The organism is Alteromonas infernus, assembly GCF_902705815.1.
The window spans coordinates 236,091-255,069 of the sequence record NZ_CACSIG010000054.1; the positions used below are offsets into that span (position 1 = coordinate 236,091).

Annotated in this window: 18 protein-coding genes; 11 read left to right on the forward strand and 7 right to left on the reverse strand. The window is 44.9% G+C overall.

The annotated features are described in order from the left end of the window. Window positions 1-168: 168 nt before the first annotated feature. The 3 genes from ACX5J7_RS13675 to glnG all read left to right on the forward strand — a co-directional run bounded on the left by ACX5J7_RS13675 (window position 169) and on the right by glnG (window position 3,411). Window positions 169-795: a DUF4124 domain-containing protein gene (locus ACX5J7_RS13675; RefSeq protein WP_015067920.1), complete on the forward strand. Its 627-nt coding sequence runs from the start codon at window positions 169-171 to the stop codon at window positions 793-795. A 131-nt stretch (window positions 796-926) separates the two neighbouring features. After that, window positions 927-2,012, forward strand: coding sequence for a nitrogen regulation protein NR(II) (gene glnL, locus ACX5J7_RS13680; RefSeq protein WP_012519621.1), 1,086 nt, complete (start codon window positions 927-929; stop codon window positions 2,010-2,012). Continuing rightward, entirely contained in the window at window positions 2,002-3,411 is a 1,410-nt protein-coding gene (gene glnG, locus ACX5J7_RS13685) for a nitrogen regulation protein NR(I) (protein ID WP_015067921.1), read from the forward strand. The genes glnL and glnG overlap by 11 nt, the downstream gene beginning before the upstream one ends. 47 nt (window positions 3,412-3,458) lie before the next feature. Here glnG and ACX5J7_RS13690 read toward each other — a convergent pair whose 3' ends face one another. Then, the gene (locus tag ACX5J7_RS13690) at window positions 3,459-3,665 is read right to left on the reverse strand and encodes a helix-turn-helix domain-containing protein (RefSeq protein WP_157317188.1); all 207 of its coding nucleotides are present in this window, start codon (window positions 3,663-3,665) and stop codon (window positions 3,459-3,461) included. After that, entirely contained in the window at window positions 3,665-4,171 is a 507-nt protein-coding gene (locus ACX5J7_RS13695) for a DUF2975 domain-containing protein (protein WP_278385093.1), read from the reverse strand. The genes ACX5J7_RS13690 and ACX5J7_RS13695 overlap by 1 nt, the downstream gene beginning before the upstream one ends. 164 nt (window positions 4,172-4,335) lie before the next feature. Here ACX5J7_RS13695 and ACX5J7_RS13700 point away from each other — a divergent pair, with 164 nt between their 5' ends. After that, window positions 4,336-5,655, forward strand: coding sequence for an aspartyl protease family protein (locus tag ACX5J7_RS13700; RefSeq protein WP_287148909.1), 1,320 nt, complete (start codon window positions 4,336-4,338; stop codon window positions 5,653-5,655). A gap of 70 nt (window positions 5,656-5,725) precedes the next feature. Here the strand turns inward: ACX5J7_RS13700 and ACX5J7_RS13705 are convergent, their stop codons facing one another. After that, window positions 5,726-6,865: an HD-GYP domain-containing protein gene (locus ACX5J7_RS13705; RefSeq protein ID WP_474375904.1), complete on the reverse strand. Its 1,140-nt coding sequence runs from the start codon at window positions 6,863-6,865 to the stop codon at window positions 5,726-5,728. Window positions 6,866-7,070: 205 nt separating this feature from the next. On the opposite strand from ACX5J7_RS13705, the gene ACX5J7_RS13710 reads away from it, so the two are divergent. From ACX5J7_RS13710 to ACX5J7_RS13730, 5 genes are all read left to right on the forward strand, one after another. After that, a complete protein-coding gene (locus ACX5J7_RS13710; protein WP_015067923.1) occupies window positions 7,071-7,796 on the forward strand; it encodes a 1-acylglycerol-3-phosphate O-acyltransferase in 726 nt (241 codons plus the stop codon). Between the two features lie 32 nt (window positions 7,797-7,828). Further along, a complete protein-coding gene (gene rraB, locus ACX5J7_RS13715) occupies window positions 7,829-8,227 on the forward strand; it encodes a ribonuclease E inhibitor RraB (RefSeq protein WP_287151914.1) in 399 nt (132 codons plus the stop codon). A 113-nt stretch (window positions 8,228-8,340) separates the two neighbouring features. Continuing rightward, complete coding sequence (locus ACX5J7_RS13720) at window positions 8,341-9,153, forward strand: choice-of-anchor H family protein (protein WP_287151916.1); 813 nt, start codon at window positions 8,341-8,343, stop codon at window positions 9,151-9,153. A 177-nt stretch (window positions 9,154-9,330) separates the two neighbouring features. After that, window positions 9,331-9,567: a PAS domain-containing protein gene (locus ACX5J7_RS13725; protein ID WP_052326910.1), complete on the forward strand. Its 237-nt coding sequence runs from the start codon at window positions 9,331-9,333 to the stop codon at window positions 9,565-9,567. Further along, a complete protein-coding gene (locus ACX5J7_RS13730) occupies window positions 9,485-10,105 on the forward strand; it encodes a PAS domain-containing protein (protein ID WP_287151919.1) in 621 nt (206 codons plus the stop codon). The genes ACX5J7_RS13725 and ACX5J7_RS13730 overlap by 83 nt, the downstream gene beginning before the upstream one ends. A gap of 151 nt (window positions 10,106-10,256) precedes the next feature. Here ACX5J7_RS13730 and ACX5J7_RS13735 read toward each other — a convergent pair whose 3' ends face one another. Then, window positions 10,257-10,478 (reverse strand): type II toxin-antitoxin system antitoxin, encoded by a 222-nt coding sequence (locus ACX5J7_RS13735; protein WP_015067925.1) that lies wholly within the window; start codon window positions 10,476-10,478, stop codon window positions 10,257-10,259. Window positions 10,479-10,555: 77 nt separating this feature from the next. Beyond that, the gene (locus ACX5J7_RS13740) at window positions 10,556-11,404 is read right to left on the reverse strand and encodes an SPFH domain-containing protein (RefSeq protein ID WP_015067926.1); all 849 of its coding nucleotides are present in this window, start codon (window positions 11,402-11,404) and stop codon (window positions 10,556-10,558) included. Between the two features lie 186 nt (window positions 11,405-11,590). Here ACX5J7_RS13740 and ACX5J7_RS13745 point away from each other — a divergent pair, with 186 nt between their 5' ends. Further along, window positions 11,591-12,874, forward strand: coding sequence for an ABC transporter substrate-binding protein (locus ACX5J7_RS13745; protein WP_015067927.1), 1,284 nt, complete (start codon window positions 11,591-11,593; stop codon window positions 12,872-12,874). Window positions 12,875-12,924: 50 nt separating this feature from the next. Beyond that, entirely contained in the window at window positions 12,925-15,600 is a 2,676-nt protein-coding gene (locus tag ACX5J7_RS13750) for a response regulator (protein ID WP_278383201.1), read from the forward strand. A gap of 144 nt (window positions 15,601-15,744) precedes the next feature. On the opposite strand, the gene ACX5J7_RS13755 is transcribed toward ACX5J7_RS13750, so the two are convergent. Both ACX5J7_RS13755 and ACX5J7_RS13760 read right to left on the reverse strand, forming a co-directional pair. Then, window positions 15,745-18,519: a valine--tRNA ligase gene (locus ACX5J7_RS13755; protein WP_498707334.1), complete on the reverse strand. Its 2,775-nt coding sequence runs from the start codon at window positions 18,517-18,519 to the stop codon at window positions 15,745-15,747. Between the two features lie 35 nt (window positions 18,520-18,554). Next, a complete protein-coding gene (locus ACX5J7_RS13760) occupies window positions 18,555-18,977 on the reverse strand; it encodes a DNA polymerase III subunit chi (protein WP_020744188.1) in 423 nt (140 codons plus the stop codon). Between the last annotated feature and the right edge of the window lie 2 nt (window positions 18,978-18,979).

Below are 18,979 nucleotides of genomic sequence, written 5' to 3' on the forward strand. Positions count from 1 at the left end.
GATCAATTGACTGTATCAGCGCCTACGTAATTTACTTCTGCGTGTAGTAGCTATTGCACTCTAAGCTTGTTCACACTATGTTAGTTACTAGCCCACTGTCGTCATACTTAAGGCCTTCAGTGGAAATAAGGCTAAAACTTATGACTATCGCGAACAGGTAAACCACACGTGCGAAATAAAACGGGAAAGATATTATTCATATTATTGCTATTAACCTCGGGCAATTTACCGTTTAACGTTTATTCTGCAGCGCAAAACCAAGCCAATGACCAGCAAGCGTCAGAACGACCCGATGACGAAATAAATTCCAGCGATTCCGCGACACCGTCAAACATGCCACCAAAAATCTACAAAGTGGTGGATGAGAACGGCGTTATTACCTTTACCGATAAACCTCAGCCAAACGCAGAGCCCCTATCATTTGATGGTCAAACACAGAATGTTGTAAAGGCAGCGAAGGTTCCACCTCCCCCGCCGGCGCCCCAGAAAGCCCCAAAGCCTAAGTATAAGGTGGTAATAAAAAGTCCGGCCCCCGAAGCGACCATCCGCAACAACCTAGGTGATCTCACCATTTCAGCGGCTCAAACTGGTGCACCTAAAGCCCCAATTTACCGATTAATTTTTGACGACGCCCCAATAGCTAGCAACAGTTCTGGCATTTTTAAGCTATCCGGTATCCATCGTGGGGCACATACTTATAAAGTTGAACTAACTAACAATACGGGCAAGACTCTTGCATCGTCTCCAGTACAAACCCTGTACCTTCATCAGGCATCAGCGTTAATTAATAACTAATAGCGTGCAATCACTGCTTTGTAAGCGCACCACAGAGGTTCAGTGACAATAATTCATTGACCTCTTTCATTCGCGCAACGCATCAATGCAAGCTACAATGCACAATAATGGTGCAAAGGAGACGAGCTCGGATGCATTCAACCGAGTTAGAGACACAACAGCTAATTAATAGCCTTAATACCGCGTTAGTGATGGTGGATAATAAGCTGACTATTGTTTACGCCAACCATGCTGGCGAAGCCTTGTTTGAAACGGGCTTAAAGCAACTTATCGGGCACCCTCTTCAAGATTTTTTTCTGCCAGGCACAATAGAAACAACGCGCCTAAAAGCCGCAATAAGAAAAGGCGAAGACTTTACAGAAAATGAAATTAAATTAGCGTTCAGAGATAATCGCTATGTATCTGCCGACCTCACGGTGACGAACTTACATTTCGAAGACGGGCCTAGACTGCTTTTTGAAGTTAAAAAAATTGACCAACAAAAGCGTATCTCACGGGAAAACCTACAAAATGCACAGCATTATGCTGCTCGAGAGCTAGTGCGAGGACTGGCTCATGAAATTAAAAATCCGTTAGGCGGAATTCGTGGTGCAGCCCAGCTGTTAGAAAAAGAGCTATCAGAAGAGCATAAAGAATTTACCCGCATGATCATTGAGCAGTCTGATCGTTTGCGCAATTTGGTGGACCGTTTATTAGGGCCAAATTCACTTCCTAGATTTGAAGAAAGCAATGTACATCAAGCGTTAGAGAAAATACGTAGCTTGATGCGCTTTGACTCAGACAACCCGATTACTATTGTGCGCGATTACGACCCGAGTATCCCCCCGTTATTGCTTGATCCAGACATGATTCAACAAGCGGTTCTCAACATTGTTCGCAACAGTGTACAGGCGCTAAACGAAAGTCAAACACCACATCCAGAAATTAGGTTGGTTACACGTATTGAGCGCCAAATGACAATTCAAACCAAACGGTATGCACTTGTCGCGAAAATAAAAATTATTGATAACGGCCCAGGTATACCTCCCGAAATCAAAGACACGCTTTTCTACCCCATGGTCACAAGTAAACAAAATGGCTCTGGGCTGGGTTTGTCTATTTCACAAACCCTTATTAACCACCACGGCGGCAAAATAGATGTAGACAGCTACCCTGGTCACACTGAGTTCGTAATTTATCTACCAATAGATCGTAAGGAGACAGACGATGACGAATGAGTCTGTGTGGATTGTCGATGACGACAGTTCTATTCGTTGGGTGCTGCAAAAGGCCTTACAAGCAGCAGATATAAGCTGCTTAAGTTTTGAAAACCCTGAAGATTTATTGCTTCAACTTCAAAGCGGTCAAGCACCTGAAGTCATCATTTCAGATATTAGAATGCCACAAATGGACGGCATGACATTACTGAACGAAGTGCATACTTCGCACCCCATGCTGCCTGTTATCATTATGACGGCGCATTCGGATTTAGATAGCGCGGTTAACGCCTATCAAAAAGGCGCATTTGAATATTTGCCAAAGCCATTTGATATAGACGAGGCGGTAACGTTAACCCAGCGCGCGCTTGCTCATTCCAGAGAGCAATCCACGGTTTCCAAAGCGCAAGTCGAAGACGTGGTAACGGAAATTATTGGCGAAGCCCCTGCCATGCAGGAAGTGTTTCGTGCCATAGGTCGCCTGTCTCGCTCTTCAATCAGCGTGCTTATCAACGGTCAATCGGGTACGGGTAAAGAACTCGTCGCGCACGCTCTTCACAGGCACAGCCCCAGAGCCAGCAAACCCTTCATCGCCCTTAACATGGCCGCCATTCCAGCAGACCTTGTAGAGTCTGAGTTATTTGGCCACGAAAAAGGCGCGTTTACCGGCGCACAAGCCGCCCGCCAAGGCCGCTTTGAACAAGCCGACGGCGGTACATTATTTTTAGACGAAATTGGTGATATGCCCCTTGATGTGCAAACTCGCCTTTTGCGCGTGTTGGCCGATGGGCAGTTTTATCGCGTGGGTGGTCATCAGTCAGTAAGTGTGGACGTGCGCATAATCGCCGCCACACACCAAAACTTAGAACAAAGGGTTGCTGAAGGTAAATTCAGGGAAGATTTATTTCACCGCCTAAATGTTATTCGCGTGCATCTTCCATCACTCAACGAACGCCGCGAAGATATTCCGCTGTTAACACGCCACTTCCTGCGCCGCGCAGCCAAAGAACTTGATGTGGAAGCCAAGAGCATATCGAAAGACGCTGAGCGCGTAATGTCTCAACTACCTTGGCCCGGTAACGTACGGCAGCTAGAAAACGTATGCCGCTGGCTAACGGTTATGGCGAGTGGGCAAGAGGTCCTTCCCAGCGATCTACCTCCTGAAATCCACAGCGATAGCTCGATTGAAAAACCAAGTGCAGAATCAGGTGATTGGCCAGACTTATTAGCAAGTTGGACCGACAAACAACTTCGCGATGGTCATCACAATATCCTTAACGACGCTATGCTGACTTTCGAACGTGTCATGCTTGAGCGGGCACTTCAACACACCCACGGCCACAAACAAGATGCCGCGAAGCGTTTAGGTTGGGGAAGAAATACTCTTACCCGTAAACTCAAGGAACTCGGCGTGAATTAACGCATAAATTCCCAAAAAGGGCACTTGCGTGCCCTTTTTAATTTCCTTTACTTATCTTCATACACCAGTATATCGCCAGGTTGGCACTGTAGATGGAGACAAATTGCTTCTAATGTTGTGAACCGAACGCCTTTAACTTTGCCGCTTTTCAATAGCGACAAGTTTGCCTCAGTTATTCCAATTTTTTTTGCCAGATCTTTAGAGCGAATTTTGCGCTTCGCCATCATAACGTCAAGGTTTACAAGAACAGGCATCACACAATCTCTTTGTTTTCTTTATCTAGCTCGGCGGCAGCGCTAAATAAGTGAACTAGCACTGGTAAGCACAACACGATAATTATTGTTATGGGGTTAAGACTTATATCGATTGAACTATTGGATACCACTAGGTAAGTGGCCACAGGCGCAACTATCATTTTATAACAGACATAAAAAACCGTAATCCAAGATACGTATTTCAAGAAACGTAACGTGGCTTTTGCATAAAAAAGCCCTCTGCTTAGTGCAAGTAAAAGGCGCTGAAGAAAATAGAATCCAAGCAACCAGCAACTCATCAAAGGAGAGAAGACTACTGCTAATAAGAAATGTGATTCTTTGTACTGATGCCACAAGGCGTCAAATTGGTTGTCTCCAAAGGTCACCCACCACTGCCCTTGTGATATAAAGCCGTAAATGGCAATCGTTAAAAAAATGCCTACAACAGCATACAGCGTCATTCGAGTAACGTGACTAACCCGTTTTAGATTTTCTATAGATTGCATGGCGCGCTCTTCTTGTCCTTTTTAGAGCAGTGTACGCCACCGCGTACCACAACACAAAAAAAAACTCCGTAAGACAGAAATATTTTATTACAAAACATACAATAATTACTGCAAAACAATAATTATTTTCTTTTACACTTAATAAAAACGACGAGGCACTTAACATGATATATCACACTAATGAAACTCCACATTTTTGCTTTAAACGCGGTTGTCTGCGTTGGGTACTGGTTACGACTGTGCTCATTGGTCTGTCAGGATGTCGTATTTGGGACATGGCGGCCTTTCAGTGGAAAAATGAGAATGCGAAAATCGCTTGGCAGAGCGAAGGCAAAAACGTTGACAAAGAATTTATAGATGAAGCCATTACTCGAACCGTGGTACCTTTTACTATGCTCAATGACCACATTTTGGTGAATGTGGCAGTTAATAAAACCATACCATTCACTTTCGTACTAGACTCGGGCGCAGCAGCCACCGTCATAACCGAAACTAATAAAACCAATGCACTTAAGTTATCTACGAACAAGCCAATTACAATAGGGGGATCTGGAGGCGGAAAAGCACCAACGGCTTACATCGTGCATGACACTCATATTCAATTAGGTGGTTTTTCTATCGCTGACTTATCGGTCATTTACGCACCAACATCTGCAATGCCGTTTCGCAGTGTAGATGAAACCTATTTCGACGGTGTACTTGGCGCTGATTTTTTTAATTGTTGTCTTGTAGAGATAAACCACGACGCTAAGGTACTAGTAATTACCAAACCAGGTGATAGCAGCAGAGCGCATTATGGCACTGAGCAGTGGCAGGAAATGGCAATGCATGTAGAAAGCAATACACCCTACTTCACCACGACAATACACGATGAAAAGAGCCTAAGATCGGTAAAACTCATGCTGGATACAGGTTCGACAGGAACATTAAGCTTATTCGCCCAAAATGGCCATTTTGCATTGCCAGATAAAACCTTTGCAGCAACTAGTACTGGAATTAAAGGGGATTCGGCCAACCTTGTGGGTTTACTTTCTCACTTCTCTTTTGGCGACGTGACGTTTGAACACCTACCTACCTACTTCAGATTTGACGGTAGCAATCCTCAGGAAGGAAGCGACGGAGTACTGGGCAATCAAGTTTTAAAACGTTTTAACACTGTGTTTGATTTCTCTCAAAGACGTATGTGGTATCAACCCAGCAAGCAATTTAGTTCCTTTATTGGCGCAGATCGTTCTGGCCTTCGCTTGCTCCCCCACTCCAAAGGTGCCATTGTCTTAGATGTTGCTAAAGATACCGGCGCTTATGCCGCCAAAATTTCAGTCAACAGTATCATCACAGAGTTTGAGGGAGAACCAGTTACCTATGCAAGCTTCGATAAACTGAAAATGGCGCTGAGTAACCCCAAAAGACAAACAGTGCCACTTTGTTGGGAATTAAAAGAACAGCAACTCTGCAACGAAATACAGCTTGATTCGAGAATTTGATTTGGCAGCAATTAAAGATAGCCAACAAGTCAATTGGCACCTAATTCAAATTGTAACCAAAGGGCAGCGTTTACTGCCCTTTAGTTAAAAGCGCCGTCATAGCCTGATTAAACAGCCTTACCCACTTCATACTGAACTGCCCTTTTGCGCTGCGGTTAATTTCAATCACTGCGTCTTTCTTAGATAGTACGTTATCTTCATTGTGCGCCCTTGGATGTGTCATTGCATCGTAGGTATCAACAATGGCAAGTAGTTTGGCGCCATCGCAGATATCGTCTTCCTTAAGGCCAAGGGGATAGCCAGTGCCGTCTGTGCGCTCGTGGTGTTGCATCACAATCTTGCGTGCCATGTCCCACTGGTCCAGGTGTTCCAATAGCCGAGCACTTTTGTAAACGTGAGAGCGCATAAGATTAAACTCAATCTCACTTAACGTGTCGCCTTTGTGCAGTAGTTTCAACGGCATAAAGGCCATGCCAAAATCATGGACATAGCTGGCAACAGCAAGCTGATCTTCATCAATGGGATTTTCAGCCACATCATTTATATACATCGCCAATTTCGCAATACGATCACCTCTACCAGCCCAATAGTCTGATCGACGCTCTATCGATTGCATTAGATCGCGAAAGAACAATATATCTTGTTTTTTCTCGCTACTGATATCTTTTGGAATACCTGTAGCCGCTAAGGTTGGTGGCTTTATTTGAACACGTTGCGGGTCGTCGTCGCTGCTTACAACATCAAGTGCGGGGTTAAGTAAAAGCACTGCTTCGGTAAGGCGCTTTTCATGATCAGCGGCATTATCAGGCGTGACTCGGCTAATTGCTAAGACGAGCTGATTATGAAGGCTATCATCATAGTCGGCTTTGCCATTGGCCATGACATTTTCAACGAAGGCTTTTACCCTATCCATCGTTAGCAGCACTAAGTCACTCATGGTGCTGGTATAGGCAACCTGCCCTTTGCGAAGGTAGTCTAGTAGGTCTTCAACATGCTGTAGAAGCGGGATCATAGGCGAGAAGTTAACTAACCCCAGATCGCCTTTAATGGTATGAATTGAACGGAAAAGCGCGCGCTGCAACTCGTTATCTTCAGGGCGAAGCTCTAACTCAATCAACGTTTGCTCACTTGATTCATAGAGTTCGTTAATTTCCTCCATTAGGTCAGTAAGAATATCCTCTTCTAGGTCATCTGGAGTAAATGTCTGCATATTGTTAATTACCGAGTTAGGTTCGCTTAAGCTTTCTATTATTGTAATCGGGTATCGGCAAAATTTCCTCATACTAAAGGTGATAAACACAACGACTTTTTCAACTTATGACCGAATGCATCAATAGACCTATAAAAACTCATCGGACAAGTGTACGCTGAAACTTCATCTATACTGCGCGCGTCAATTGTATCTAGGAGTTGTTTTGATCGCTTTATTCCGCATCCCCGCACTATTTATCGGATTCTTACTAATAAACATCGTGTTGCTGCTTGTTTGTATTGTAAGGCCATTTCATAAAGATAATGTGCATGCTGCAGGTAGCCTATATTCGCTAATGGCGAAAATCGTTGGGCTTAAGATTATTATTAGAAAAGATCCTGCCGTAAAAATTAACGAACCTTATGTATTTATTGCTAATCACCAAAATAGTTTTGACGTCATCACCATATGCAAAGCGGCCCTACCGGGTGTGGTAACAATAGGCAAAAAAAGCCTTAAGTGGATACCTATTTTTGGTCAAATTTACTGGCTATCGGGCAATATAATGATAGACAGAAAAAATTCAGGTAAAGCCCGAAATACGCTGGATATTGCAGCTAAACGTATTGCGAAAAAGAAGACGTCAGTGTGGTTATTTCCAGAAGGTACGCGCAGTTATGGCCGTGGAATACTGCCTTTCAAACAAGGGGCCTTCCGGTTAGCAAAAACCACTAACGAACCCGTAGTTATGGTTACTGCAAGCAACCTACATAAAAAAGTAAAATGGAATCGCTGGGATAATGGCATTGTGCTCATTGATATTGCAGCTCCTCAGCCGCTTACCGACGCGCATACCATTAAAGAATGGATGACCCATTTCAACGATGAAATGAAACAAAAGTTCGACGCGCTCAATACTCAGGTCGATGAACTGGAAAAAAGCAGGTAAACTTGCGTCAAAATTGCTAATGAGTATTTATTATGAATCAGTTCGATGAAAGAGAAGAGTGGTACGCGTTTAACCAAGAAACCATCGATGCCCTTCTAGAAGATGGCAGTCAAGCCGATGCCGACTATACCATTGAGCATCACTTCGCGAGTACCGACTTTGACGTGCTTGAAAAAGCCGCCGTCGACGCCTTCAAAGCGGGCTTTGAAGTCACTGATGCAGAAGAGTTAATGTTAGATGATGGCGAAACCATTTTTTGTTTCGATGCCGTGGTAGAAAGAAAGCTTGATATTGAAAAGCTCAATGCCGACGCTGACGCGCTGCTCAAAATTGCCGATAAGCACGACGTTACCTACGACGGCTGGGGAACCTATTTTGAACCTCGCGAAGAGGATGAGTATGAGGAAGAGGAACATCACCTGAACGATTAACCATCTTGGGTTACACCCGATTGCTGATTAAGCGTTAAGTTAGCCTTCAGCTTTTGTTCATCTTTTTCCGTCAACAATGACAGGGTCATTATCGATTGGAAAAGGATGGACAGATGAAGAATTTACTTTGTGCACTAACCACATACCCTGCTGTGGCGGCATTGCATCTAGCACTCGTTACACCTGTGCATGCAAGTACCGAACTTGAACCACAAACTAAGACCGTTGAATCGAAAGAGTATCGTTACGATAAGCCCTTTACTCCTTCAGCTTCTCTTGAGCCTAAAACCACAGGCATTGTAGAGAGCGACGAGGCAGTATCACAACGTGTTGATGAAGCCACACAACAAAGCACTCACTTAGTCAAAACCCAAACACATACGCAGCATCTCGGCGTAAATAAATCTTCTAGCGATATCGTGGTAAGCAGTATTAACGAGTTTTGGATTTATGAAAGCTGGGTAACGCTAAGTCAGGACATCGACTATGATGGCTATCATTCAACATTTTCCATCGAATTTGATGCCGATACGATTTTCACTCGAGCGCCAGTGTACGCCGTACTGTATTTAGGCAAGAATGATGTCTATGAAGCCATTCACGTCACTTCAGATTTCTACATCTACTCAGAAGACTCTACCGACACTTTTACCATAGAAAGTGCGTTAGTCTCTGGCTACCCGTCGGACGAGTACGATATTTTATTAGAGCTTTATGATGCGGACACTGAAATGCTTGTCGCCTTTACCGACCCTTATGATGACAGCGCACTGGCTTACCTTCCCCTTGAAAGTGAAAACCACGAATTTGTTCAAGAGGACACGATTGTCATCGTCGAGGAACATGGCGGTACTTGGACCTTTCTTACGTTGTGCTTGCTAAGCGGCATTGCACTTATCCGCAGAGCCCCAACAGCGCGTCTTTAATAAACCGCTACAAACGCGAATGTTTTTTTAAAAAAAGCTGTGCCAAGACACAGCTTTTGGCTATTTCTTACACTAAAGTCTGTTATATAAGTTAAACCTTCTTTATCAATTAACGTTGATTCGCCAATGTACCCATAAAAAACAGTACATACTGACGCTTTCAATTGGTGTAATGCTATGAGCATCGACAATGTTAACTTGTTTAATCTTCTGGAAAATACGCACATTGGCGTGGTTATTCACAATGAATCAGGTGCCGTGGAGTACGCTAACCCTGCGGCGTTGGCACTTATTAACCTAAACATAGAGCAACTCAAAGAAAAAAGTTTGGATGTGGACGCTTGGGAGTTCACAGATATGCAAAATCGTACCGTACAGCGAACTTCCCATTTCCAAGGTATTAAACGCTGGTAGTGCTATTAATGAACAGATATTAGGTAAAACCCACCATGAAACGGGCCAGATTACATGGCTTAGCGTCAATGCCTACCCAGAGAAGTATGAAGTCAATGGCAAGACGCCGTCATTTGTAGTGGTTTACTTCGTCGATATTACGAAAAAAGTAAACAACTTTTCTTATAAAGATATCGTGCCAAACGCACAGGATATGATTTTAGTCACTGAAGCACTGTGCGGGCATACAGAATATACGCTTGAGGAATTAATTGGTGAAACGCCGCGAATATTTCAAGGCACACTTACCGACAAAGAGGCGACTCAGCGCATAAGGCAAGCGCTACTTGAGCACCGACCATGTACTGAAACACTGCTTAACTACACAAAAACAGGTAAGCCTTTTTGGGTTCAAATGAATATATTTCCACTTGCCCGCCGAAATAAACAGGCGATGTTAGTTGGTATCGCAGATGTCGATCATTTTAAATCGATCAATGATCAATTTGGCCATGCATTCGGTGATGATGTTCTTGTGGCTGTTGCACAAACCATGTAAAAGCTATTTCGTCTTGAAGATTGCATAGGACGAATTGGCGGAGAGGAATTTGCATTCTGCATGTCGCTACCTACTCTATAGAAAGCAATGCCCCGCAAACGCTACGGTGAACAAGCAAAATGGGGGCATGCAAGAGGTTTAGAGACTGTAACTAATTTTGTGTGCTGTCATCTGAGTGAATTGAAGTGGCCACGTCTTCAACTTCTACGACAACTTTTTCAACAAGTTTGACTCGCCCGTGACTGACTAATGCCTGCCTTAACACATACTCTATTTGTGCATTTACACTGCGTAAATCGTCGGCAGCCCACCGTTCCATGGCGGCAAGCACATTTTCATTTATCCTAAGTGGATACGCTTTTTTCTTTGCCAAAACAAAAACCTTATACGCCGCAGTACACCGCAGTACACCGCAGTACGCCATTGTGACGCGCTAGATACAAATGTGAATTAGTAAATTGTGCCTGTGTTAATCACAGGTTGCGTTGATTTATCGCCGCACAGGACGACTAAAAGGTTGCTTATCATCGTTGCTTTGCGCTCTTCATCAAGCTCAACTACACCCTTTTCATTCAAACGTTGAAGGGCCATTTCTACGGTTCCTACCGCCCCATCAACAATTTGTTTTCGTGCAGCAACAATAGCCGATGCCTGTTGTCGTTGTAACATTGCACTGGCTATTTCCTGTGCGTAAGCAAGGTGACTAATACGAGACTCTAGAATAGTTATGCCCGCCTTGGCTAAACGAGCCTGTATTTCTTGCTGTAGGCGTTCTGATATTTCTAGTGGATGGCTGCGAAGCGCCACTTCTGCTTGTTCGTCGTCTCGCGGATCGTACGGAAAACTGCTCGCCATATTTCTAATAGCCGATTCACTTTGTATTCTTACAAAGCTTTCGTAATCATCAACATCAAATACCGCTTCAGCGGTATCTGTTACTTTCCACACCACTATGGATGCAATCTCGATAGGATTACCCTGATTGTCATTCACTTTAATTTTTGCGCTTTCAAAGTTACGAATGCGAAGTGAGATATTTACTTTGCGAAAAAATGGAATAGTCCAACGTAAACCCACATCCGACACCGTACCTACATAGCTGCCGAAAAAGGTCATCACTTTGGCCTGATTTGGCTGAACCATAAAGAAACCACTCCACAAGCTAGCTACTAATAGGCTTAGCACTCCACCGGCTTCTGCATTCCCTCCCACCGCATAGAAGAACGCAGCGCTTTGCGCCAGTAGCAGTACGCCAATCATCAAATATCCATTTATTGAAAACCCACTCTTTTCTTGCATAGCACTTACCTTTGATATCATTTTGATATCTTTATAATGGAAAAGGTCGAATTTGGCGAACAATGAAGTGTTTCCAGATGTGTCAAAATAATTTCTATTTTTAACTTTCCATGAACATTTTTTGGTAACTCTATGAAATAGATGCCAGAATAAACACAGGTCATCGTTTATTATGGACGTACGCATATGCCTGAAAAATCCAATAGCGAAAACAGCGCCTCTCTTGGTCGCCGAACCTTATTGAAAGGCGGTCTTGCCTTAGGTTTAACGGCAGGCGTTACGCCATTTGCCATCGGCAAAGCGAAACCCACCTTGCGGGTAATGGGTACTCACGTAACTCTTCAAGAGGCTATTCGCCAGCGCGCTATGGAAGACTTAGGTATCAACATAGTGTTCGAACCCGGAGGCAGTGCTGCCGTCCTACAAAAAGCCTCCATGATCCCAACGTCATTTGATTTATATGAGCAGTGGTCTAATAGCATAAACGTATTATGGCGAGCCCGTGCCATTCAGCCAATTGAAAAAAAGCGTCTTCAATATTGGGAAGAAATTAACGATTTAAGTAAAACCGGAAAACTAACCCGAAATGCGCGCATGGGAGCAGGCGATGCGCCACATAAAATATTAAACGTTCAAGATGATGGCACGTTAGGCGAAAACCACACTGATGGCATAAGCTTTCTACCCTACGTTCACAATGTAGACTCTTTCGGCTACGATACGTCGAATCTCCCTACCGAACTTCAAGGTCAAAAAGAAAGCTGGGGGTGGTTACTAGACAGCCGCTACTCTGGCAAAGTAGGCATTGTAAACGACCCAACCATTGGCTTGTTCGACTTGGCGTTAGCAGCCCAAGCTAAAGGCTTCATGCAGTTTCAAGATATAGGAGCTATGACTGAATACGAGCTCGATGACTTATTTAATCTCCTTATCGAGCTAACCCAGTTAAACCACTTTAATGGCTTTTGGACATCGGTGCCCGAATCTGTAGAATTTATGAAAAGTGGTCGTGTTGCCATAGAAAGTATGTTCTCGCCCGCAGTATCTGCACTAAACGGTCAAGATATCCCCGTTACATTCGCGGCACCGAAAGAAGGGTACCGCGGCTGGCACGGCGTAATGTGTTTATCCTCGGCAACGAATGGCAGAATGAAAGATGTTGCGTATGAATACATGAACTGGTGGCTTTCTGGCTGGCCAGGCGCGTTTATCGCCAGACAGGGTTACTACATCTCAAATCCACAGCGCTCAGCGAAATATTTATCACAGGCAGAGTGGAACTATTGGTACGAAGGAAAGGTTGCCTCGGAAGCGTTAAAAGGAACCGATGGCAAGATAAGCGTTAAAAAGGGAGCACAGCGAACGGGGGGCAGCTATGAATCGCGACTCAGTAACGTTGCGGTTTGGAATACGGTTATGCCAACCTATGAATATAGCTTGCAGAAGTGGTACGAGTTTATTACCGCTTAAATCTACAAAATTGGCCATTCGCTAAATAAAATAAGGTCTCGACAGCTCACATGTTATCGTCAATTCGAATACAGCTTATCACGGTATTTCTTGCTTTGATCACCTTAATATTAGTGCAAGGTTTCATTGCGAGAAAAAACCAAGAGGTGCTGAACGAGGGGATTTCTTTTGCCTCAAAAGCCGTCAACGACGTAGGTATAGTAAAAGAGTTAGAGCGTGATGTGGTAGACCTTCAGCGCAACGTACTTATCTTTAAAGAAAATGCCAGCAAATCTGCAATAACGCGGTTTAGTCGACTCATGGTAACCATTAACGCGAAACTCGATAAGCTGGCACAGGTTGATGAAACGGGCGAACTGCAAGATGGAAACTATATCCTTACGAGGATGAAAGAGCACCTTAATGCCTATCAACAGAACTTCACACAGGTTGTCGACGCGCGCTCAGAACGAGACAACTTAGTTGCAAGGGGGACCCTTTCAGATATAACGGCGCTCGAGGCAACCCTGAACGACGCCCAAACCCAAGGAAAAGTGTCACCTGCAATGGTAGAAGAGGCAAAAATAACACTGGTTCGAGCCGAAAATGCCATGTTGAAATATATGATGAAGCCTGACATGCAGTACATAAAATCCTTCAACGAAGCTGCGGACTCACTCAAAGAGTTAAACCTTTCCTCGGAACAAAAACTAACGCAAAGAATTGAACGCCTTACCGATAGAATAAAGAACGACTTTTTTAAGTTAACGCAAATAACCCAGGGGAATTTATTTCTCGTCAATGTTGTTATGGCCGGCTCTGCTAACGAGTTTCTTTATCTTAGTGGAGAACTCGCGAAAAAAGTCAGTACCGACTCTGAGGTAATAACCAAGCGAACCTATCAAACTGCCGAACAAACTCAGCGCAATGGCGAGCTTTTTTCATTTATCGCTATTTTGCTCGCACTCGCTGCCGCACTCTTTTCCACATTTCGAATTCTTGAACCCATACGCTCTATTACAGAAGTGTTCAATAAGCTTTCTAAAGGCGTTCAGATATCTAATATACCGGGAAGCAGGCGCAAGGACGAAATAGGTAAGCTTGCCAAAGCAGCGCTTGTTTTCAGCGACAAAAACCGCCAGACCGAAAAGCTCTTAGATGAATCGCGTAGCATGAACTCGCAGTTAGAGGGCTTAAATAAAGCGTTAACTGAATCAAAAATAAAAGCAGAGAAAGCGACTGCCTCAAAAAGCATATTCCTTGCGAACATGAGCCACGAAATTCGAACGCCCATGAATGGCATTATTGGGCTAATTGAACTTGCTCAGCAACAAGAGCTATCGCCCACTGTAAGGGGCTACCTTGATAAAGCGGCATACTCAGGGCAAATTCTTATTAGTGTAATTAACGACATACTGGATTTTTCCAAGATAGAGGCTGGTAAGCTGAAAATAGAAGAGGTGAGCTTCTCTTTACATTCACTGTTCGATAATTTGATAGCCGTGATTGCGCTGCGCGCAAAAGAAAAGAACTTATCGGTTCATTTTAACGTTAACCCTATGCTCCCGCCTCAGGTCATTGGTGATCCTCTGCGCATTGCACAAATCATTATGAATATTGGCAACAATGCAGTGAAATTTACCGAGCAAGGACGCATTGAAATAGCCTTCGACGGGACGCTGAATGAAAAAGGCAACCGCCTTAACCTTACTATGCGTATTACCGACTCGGGTATCGGCATGAGTAAGTCTCAGTTAGACAAGATTTTCAAACCTTTCACTCAGGCTGATGGCTCTACCAACAGAAAATACGGCGGAACCGGTTTAGGGCTTGCGATTGTAAGTCAATTAACTGAACTGATGAACGGCCGAATTGATGCGTCATCGACAATGGGCAAAGGCAGCACCTTCGAGGTAAACCTTCCGCTTAGAGCATTTAAAAACCAGCCTGGCGTATTAGAACAAACGCCTCAACTTCCTGTTGGTAGCGTGTATGTGACTGATGCGCCCTTACTGCCCACCTCTTATTGTACGCAAATTCAGCTTTCGAGCGAGAATGTACTGACGCTTGAAGAGGCGCAAAACACTCCTTCTTTACCCGACTATATTATTGTGGATATCCATGAGTTTAGTGCCTTTAGACAGAACATTAGCTGGCTAAACAGTCTACTCGACACAGGTAAATCTGTGGGGCTTGTCATGGAAAGTGCAGGTAGCGCATTACAAGCTAAATACGATACGCTTTGGAAAGGCCCGTTAATCATGCATCCTTTTACGCCTGCGCAGTTTGAGCGCTTTGTGAACCAGGTTATCTCTAAAGATTCGAATTACGAGGGCCAACACTTTAATGAGGAAGCTGAAGAAACCCCACTTGAAGGCCACATATTGCTAGTAGAGGACAATAATATTAACCAACTCGTTACGGGTGAAATGCTTACTAACCTAGGGCTTACTTTTGACATTGCCGAAGACGGGAAGCAAGCGGTACAAAAACTAGAAAACGCACCTCAATACGACCTCGTGCTAATGGACGTACAAATGCCGGTAATGGACGGATATGAAGCGACCCGTCAACTTCGAGAGAGAGGCTTTACTGATGTTCCGATTATTGGCCTATCAGCAAATGCCATGAAAGAAGACCGGCAAAGTGCTATGGATGCCGGTATGAACGACTACTTAACAAAGCCGATTAAGCAGAAATCGTTAATTGGCATGCTCAGGCGATACCTTGTGAAGACGGAAAGGTAGGTATTCACCGCTATTTTATGCAACATCGTTAAATAGCGAACTAAACGTTGTGCTGCTTTTTTTTTCAGCAGCTAGGAAAATAACAAAGCAAAAAAAGGTTGCCTTGGTTGGCAACCTTTTTCGCGTTTACTTCACTGTAATGGCTTACAGCGCTTTTATGGTGTCGAACTGCTCTTTAAGTTTGGCTAGGGCTTTTTCGCCCTCTTCTAACTTACCGCGTTCTTTTTCAATAACCGCTTCTGGCGCATTACTTACGAACTTCTCGTTACCTAATTTGCCACGAGTGCGAGAGACATCTTTCTCGATTTTCTCCATGGCTTTAGTAATACGAGCAAGCTCTGCGTCTTTGTCGATAAGCCCTGCCATTGGGATAAGAATTTCCATCTCGCCCACAAGCGCTGTCGCGCTGGCTGGTGCTTCTTCACCGTCTTTCAAAATAGTTACGGTTTCAAGTTTAGAAAGCTTATCTAGGAACGCTTTAGCTGCATCCAGACGTCGAGCGTCTTCGTCGCTTACATTTTTAAGCAGCGCGTTAAGCGGTTTGTTTGGCGAGATGTCCATTTCACCGCGGATATTACGAATACCTACGATAAACTTCTTCACCCACTCGATATCAGCAAGCACTTTATCGTCTTGTTTTGCAGCATCAACCTCAGGGAATGCCTGAACCATAATGCTTGCGCCCTCTTCCACCTTAAGCGCACTTTGTGGCACAACGCGCTGCCAAATAGTGTCGGTGATAAATGGCATTAGCGGGTGCAACAAGCGAAGCAGGCTTTCAAGCACGTTGATAAGCGTATGACGTGTACCGCGCTTTTCAGCGTCGGTGCTGGCATCGTTGCTAAGCACAGGCTTAGTCAGCTCTAAGTACCAGTCGCAGAACTGGTTCCAGGTGAACTCGTAAACCGTTTGCGCAGCAATGTCGAAGCGGTAGTCTTCAAGGGCCTTTTCAAACTCAACCAGGGTTTGTTGGAACTTCGCCCAAATCCAGCGATCGGCCATGCTAAGTTCCATTTCGCCACCGTCACGACCTGTGTCGTGCTCTTCTGTGTTCATCAATACGAAACGCGATGCATTCCAAATTTTGTTACAGAAGTTGCGGTAGCCTTCAACACGGGCCATATCAAAGTTGATGTCGCGGCTGGTTGACGCCATAGCAGCAAAGGTAAAGCGAAGTGCGTCTGTACCGTAAGCCTGAATACCGTCAGGGAACTGCTTACGCGTGCGCTTGGCAATCTTTTCAGCCAGCTGCGGCTGCATCATGCCTGCGGTACGCTTAGTCACTAGCGACTCAATATCAATACCATCAATCAAATCGATGGGGTCAAGCACGTTGCCCTTTGACTTTGACATTTTATCGCCGTTCTCATCGCGAATAAGACCAGTAATGTAGATGTCTTTAAACGGAATTTTGCCGGTGAACTTCTTGGTCATCATGATCATTCTGGCAACCCAGAAGAAGATGATGTCAAAGCCAGTTACTAGCACTGAAGATGGCACAAAGGTTTCAAGATCTGGCGTTTCTTCTGGCCAGCCCATGGTCGCGAACGGCCATAGCGCGCTTGAGAACCAGGTATCTAATACATCATCGTCTTGAGAAAGTGCTACGTCACTGCCAAGACCGTGCTTTTCACGCACTTCTTCTTCAGTGCGACCAACAAAAACCTTGCCGTTTTCGTCATACCACGCCGGAATGCGGTGTCCCCACCACAGCTGACGTGAAATACACCAGTCTTGAATGTTATGCATCCACTGATAGTAGGTTTTGTTCCAGTTCTCCGGCACAAAACGAATTTCGCCACTTTCTACCGCTTCAATAGCCGGCTTAGCAAGAGACTCAACCGCCACATACCATTGATCAGTTAGGTATGGTTCGATAACCGCACCCGTTCTGTCGCCACGTGGCACTTTAAGCTTGTGCGGCTCAATCTTAACCAACGAGCCTTGGGCTTCTAAATCAGCCACAATTTGCTTACGCGCATCGAAGCGATCTAAACCACGGTACGCTTCTGGCGCATCATCGTTAATTTTCGCATCGTCGGTAAGAATATTGATCATAGGTAAGTTGTGACGCTTACCCATGTCGTAGTCGTTAAAGTCGTGAGCTGGCGTAATTTTAACGCAGCCTGTACCGAATTCTTGGTCGACATAGTCATCGGCAATCACAGGAATTAAACGGCCAGTAATAGGCAGCTTAATTTCTTTGCCGATAAAGCGTTGATAACGCTCGTCATCTGGGTGAACCGCAACCGCTGTATCACCTAGCATGGTTTCAGGGCGGGTAGTGGCTACCACTAGCTCACCGCTACCGTCAGCTAACGGGTAGCGCATGTGCCACATGTGGCCGTCTTCTTCTTCGTTCAGTACTTCTAGATCTGATACCGCCGTGTGAAGCACTGGGTCCCAGTTCACCAAACGCTTACCGCGATAAATAAGCCCTTCTTCGTGCAGCTTCACGAATACTTCAGTTACGGCTTTAGACAGGTCTTCGTCCATGGTGAATACTTCGCGAGACCAGTCAGGAGAGGTACCTAAACGGCGCATTTGGCCGGTGATCGTTCCGCCGCTGTGCTCTTTCCATTCCCACACTTTCTTGATGAAGTCTTCGCGACCTAAGTCGTGGCGCGTCTTGCCTTGTGCGTTAAGTTGGCGTTCTACCACCATTTGAGTAGCAATACCGGCGTGGTCAGTACCCACTTGCCATAGCGTATTGTCGCCCTTCATGCGGTGATAACGGGTTAAGGCGTCCATAATGGTCTGCTGGAAACCATGGCCCATGTGAAGGCTACCAGTAACGTTTGGTGGCGGAAGCAAAATACAATAAGGGTCGCCGCTACCTGAAGCTTTAAATAAACCCGCCTCTTCCCATGACTTGTAGCATTGCTGCTCGATGGACTGCGGTTCGAAGGTTTTATCCATTACACACTCTCAAATTGAAGCTAAACGCGAATGAGTTATGCAGATTTAAACTGCATGTTGCATCCAGCTTGCTGATAGTTTTTGTATCTTACCCGCGCGGCCTGTTTGGCGTTCTCATCCACGGGTACAAAATCGATGATTTGACGATGTTGATTAGGTGAAGGCACCATACCGGAGCCCACATTCACCACCATTTGTCGTCTGGCTACCTGCTGCGGTTGCCAACAAATCTCTACCGGCGTGCCCGAATGCGGCCCTTCACCATAAAGGTTGTGAGGCACAAAGCGGTCAGCCGGCAGCTGCCACAACAATTCATCAACTTCTTCAGCTTGCGCCTGTGTATCACACAGCACGCTAATTTTTTGCTTGTTGGCAAACGCTGACGCAATGACTTCACTGGCGCGGCCAGCCACGCCATTGTCGCTATCAGTGAGTTGATAAAATATCACTTGTGGCATGG

What these genes read in the sequence shown, in the direction of transcription:
- ACX5J7_RS13760 (WP_020744188.1), bottom strand. Translation starts at nt 18,977, where the DNA reads ATGCCACAAGTGATATTTTATCAACTCACTGATAGCGACAATGGCGTG.
- ACX5J7_RS13730 (WP_287151919.1), top strand. Translation starts at nt 9,485, where the DNA reads ATGTGGACGCTTGGGAGTTCACAGATATGCAAAATCGTACCGTACAGC.
- ACX5J7_RS13725 (WP_052326910.1), top strand. Translation starts at nt 9,331, where the DNA reads ATGAGCATCGACAATGTTAACTTGTTTAATCTTCTGGAAAATACGCAC.
- ACX5J7_RS13700 (WP_287148909.1), top strand. Translation starts at nt 4,336, where the DNA reads ATGATATATCACACTAATGAAACTCCACATTTTTGCTTTAAACGCGGT.
- ACX5J7_RS13720 (WP_287151916.1), top strand. Translation starts at nt 8,341, where the DNA reads ATGAAGAATTTACTTTGTGCACTAACCACATACCCTGCTGTGGCGGCA.
- glnG (WP_015067921.1), top strand. Translation starts at nt 2,002, where the DNA reads ATGACGAATGAGTCTGTGTGGATTGTCGATGACGACAGTTCTATTCGT.
- ACX5J7_RS13755 (WP_498707334.1), bottom strand. Translation starts at nt 18,519, where the DNA reads ATGGATAAAACCTTCGAACCGCAGTCCATCGAGCAGCAATGCTACAAG.
- ACX5J7_RS13695 (WP_278385093.1), bottom strand. Translation starts at nt 4,171, where the DNA reads ATGCAATCTATAGAAAATCTAAAACGGGTTAGTCACGTTACTCGAATG.
- glnL (WP_012519621.1), top strand. Translation starts at nt 927, where the DNA reads ATGCATTCAACCGAGTTAGAGACACAACAGCTAATTAATAGCCTTAAT.
- ACX5J7_RS13740 (WP_015067926.1), bottom strand. Translation starts at nt 11,404, where the DNA reads ATGCAAGAAAAGAGTGGGTTTTCAATAAATGGATATTTGATGATTGGC.
- ACX5J7_RS13745 (WP_015067927.1), top strand. Translation starts at nt 11,591, where the DNA reads ATGCCTGAAAAATCCAATAGCGAAAACAGCGCCTCTCTTGGTCGCCGA.
- ACX5J7_RS13705 (WP_474375904.1), bottom strand. Translation starts at nt 6,865, where the DNA reads ATGCAGACATTTACTCCAGATGACCTAGAAGAGGATATTCTTACTGAC.
- ACX5J7_RS13750 (WP_278383201.1), top strand. Translation starts at nt 12,925, where the DNA reads ATGTTATCGTCAATTCGAATACAGCTTATCACGGTATTTCTTGCTTTG.
- rraB (WP_287151914.1), top strand. Translation starts at nt 7,829, where the DNA reads ATGAATCAGTTCGATGAAAGAGAAGAGTGGTACGCGTTTAACCAAGAA.
- ACX5J7_RS13690 (WP_157317188.1), bottom strand. Translation starts at nt 3,665, where the DNA reads ATGCCTGTTCTTGTAAACCTTGACGTTATGATGGCGAAGCGCAAAATT.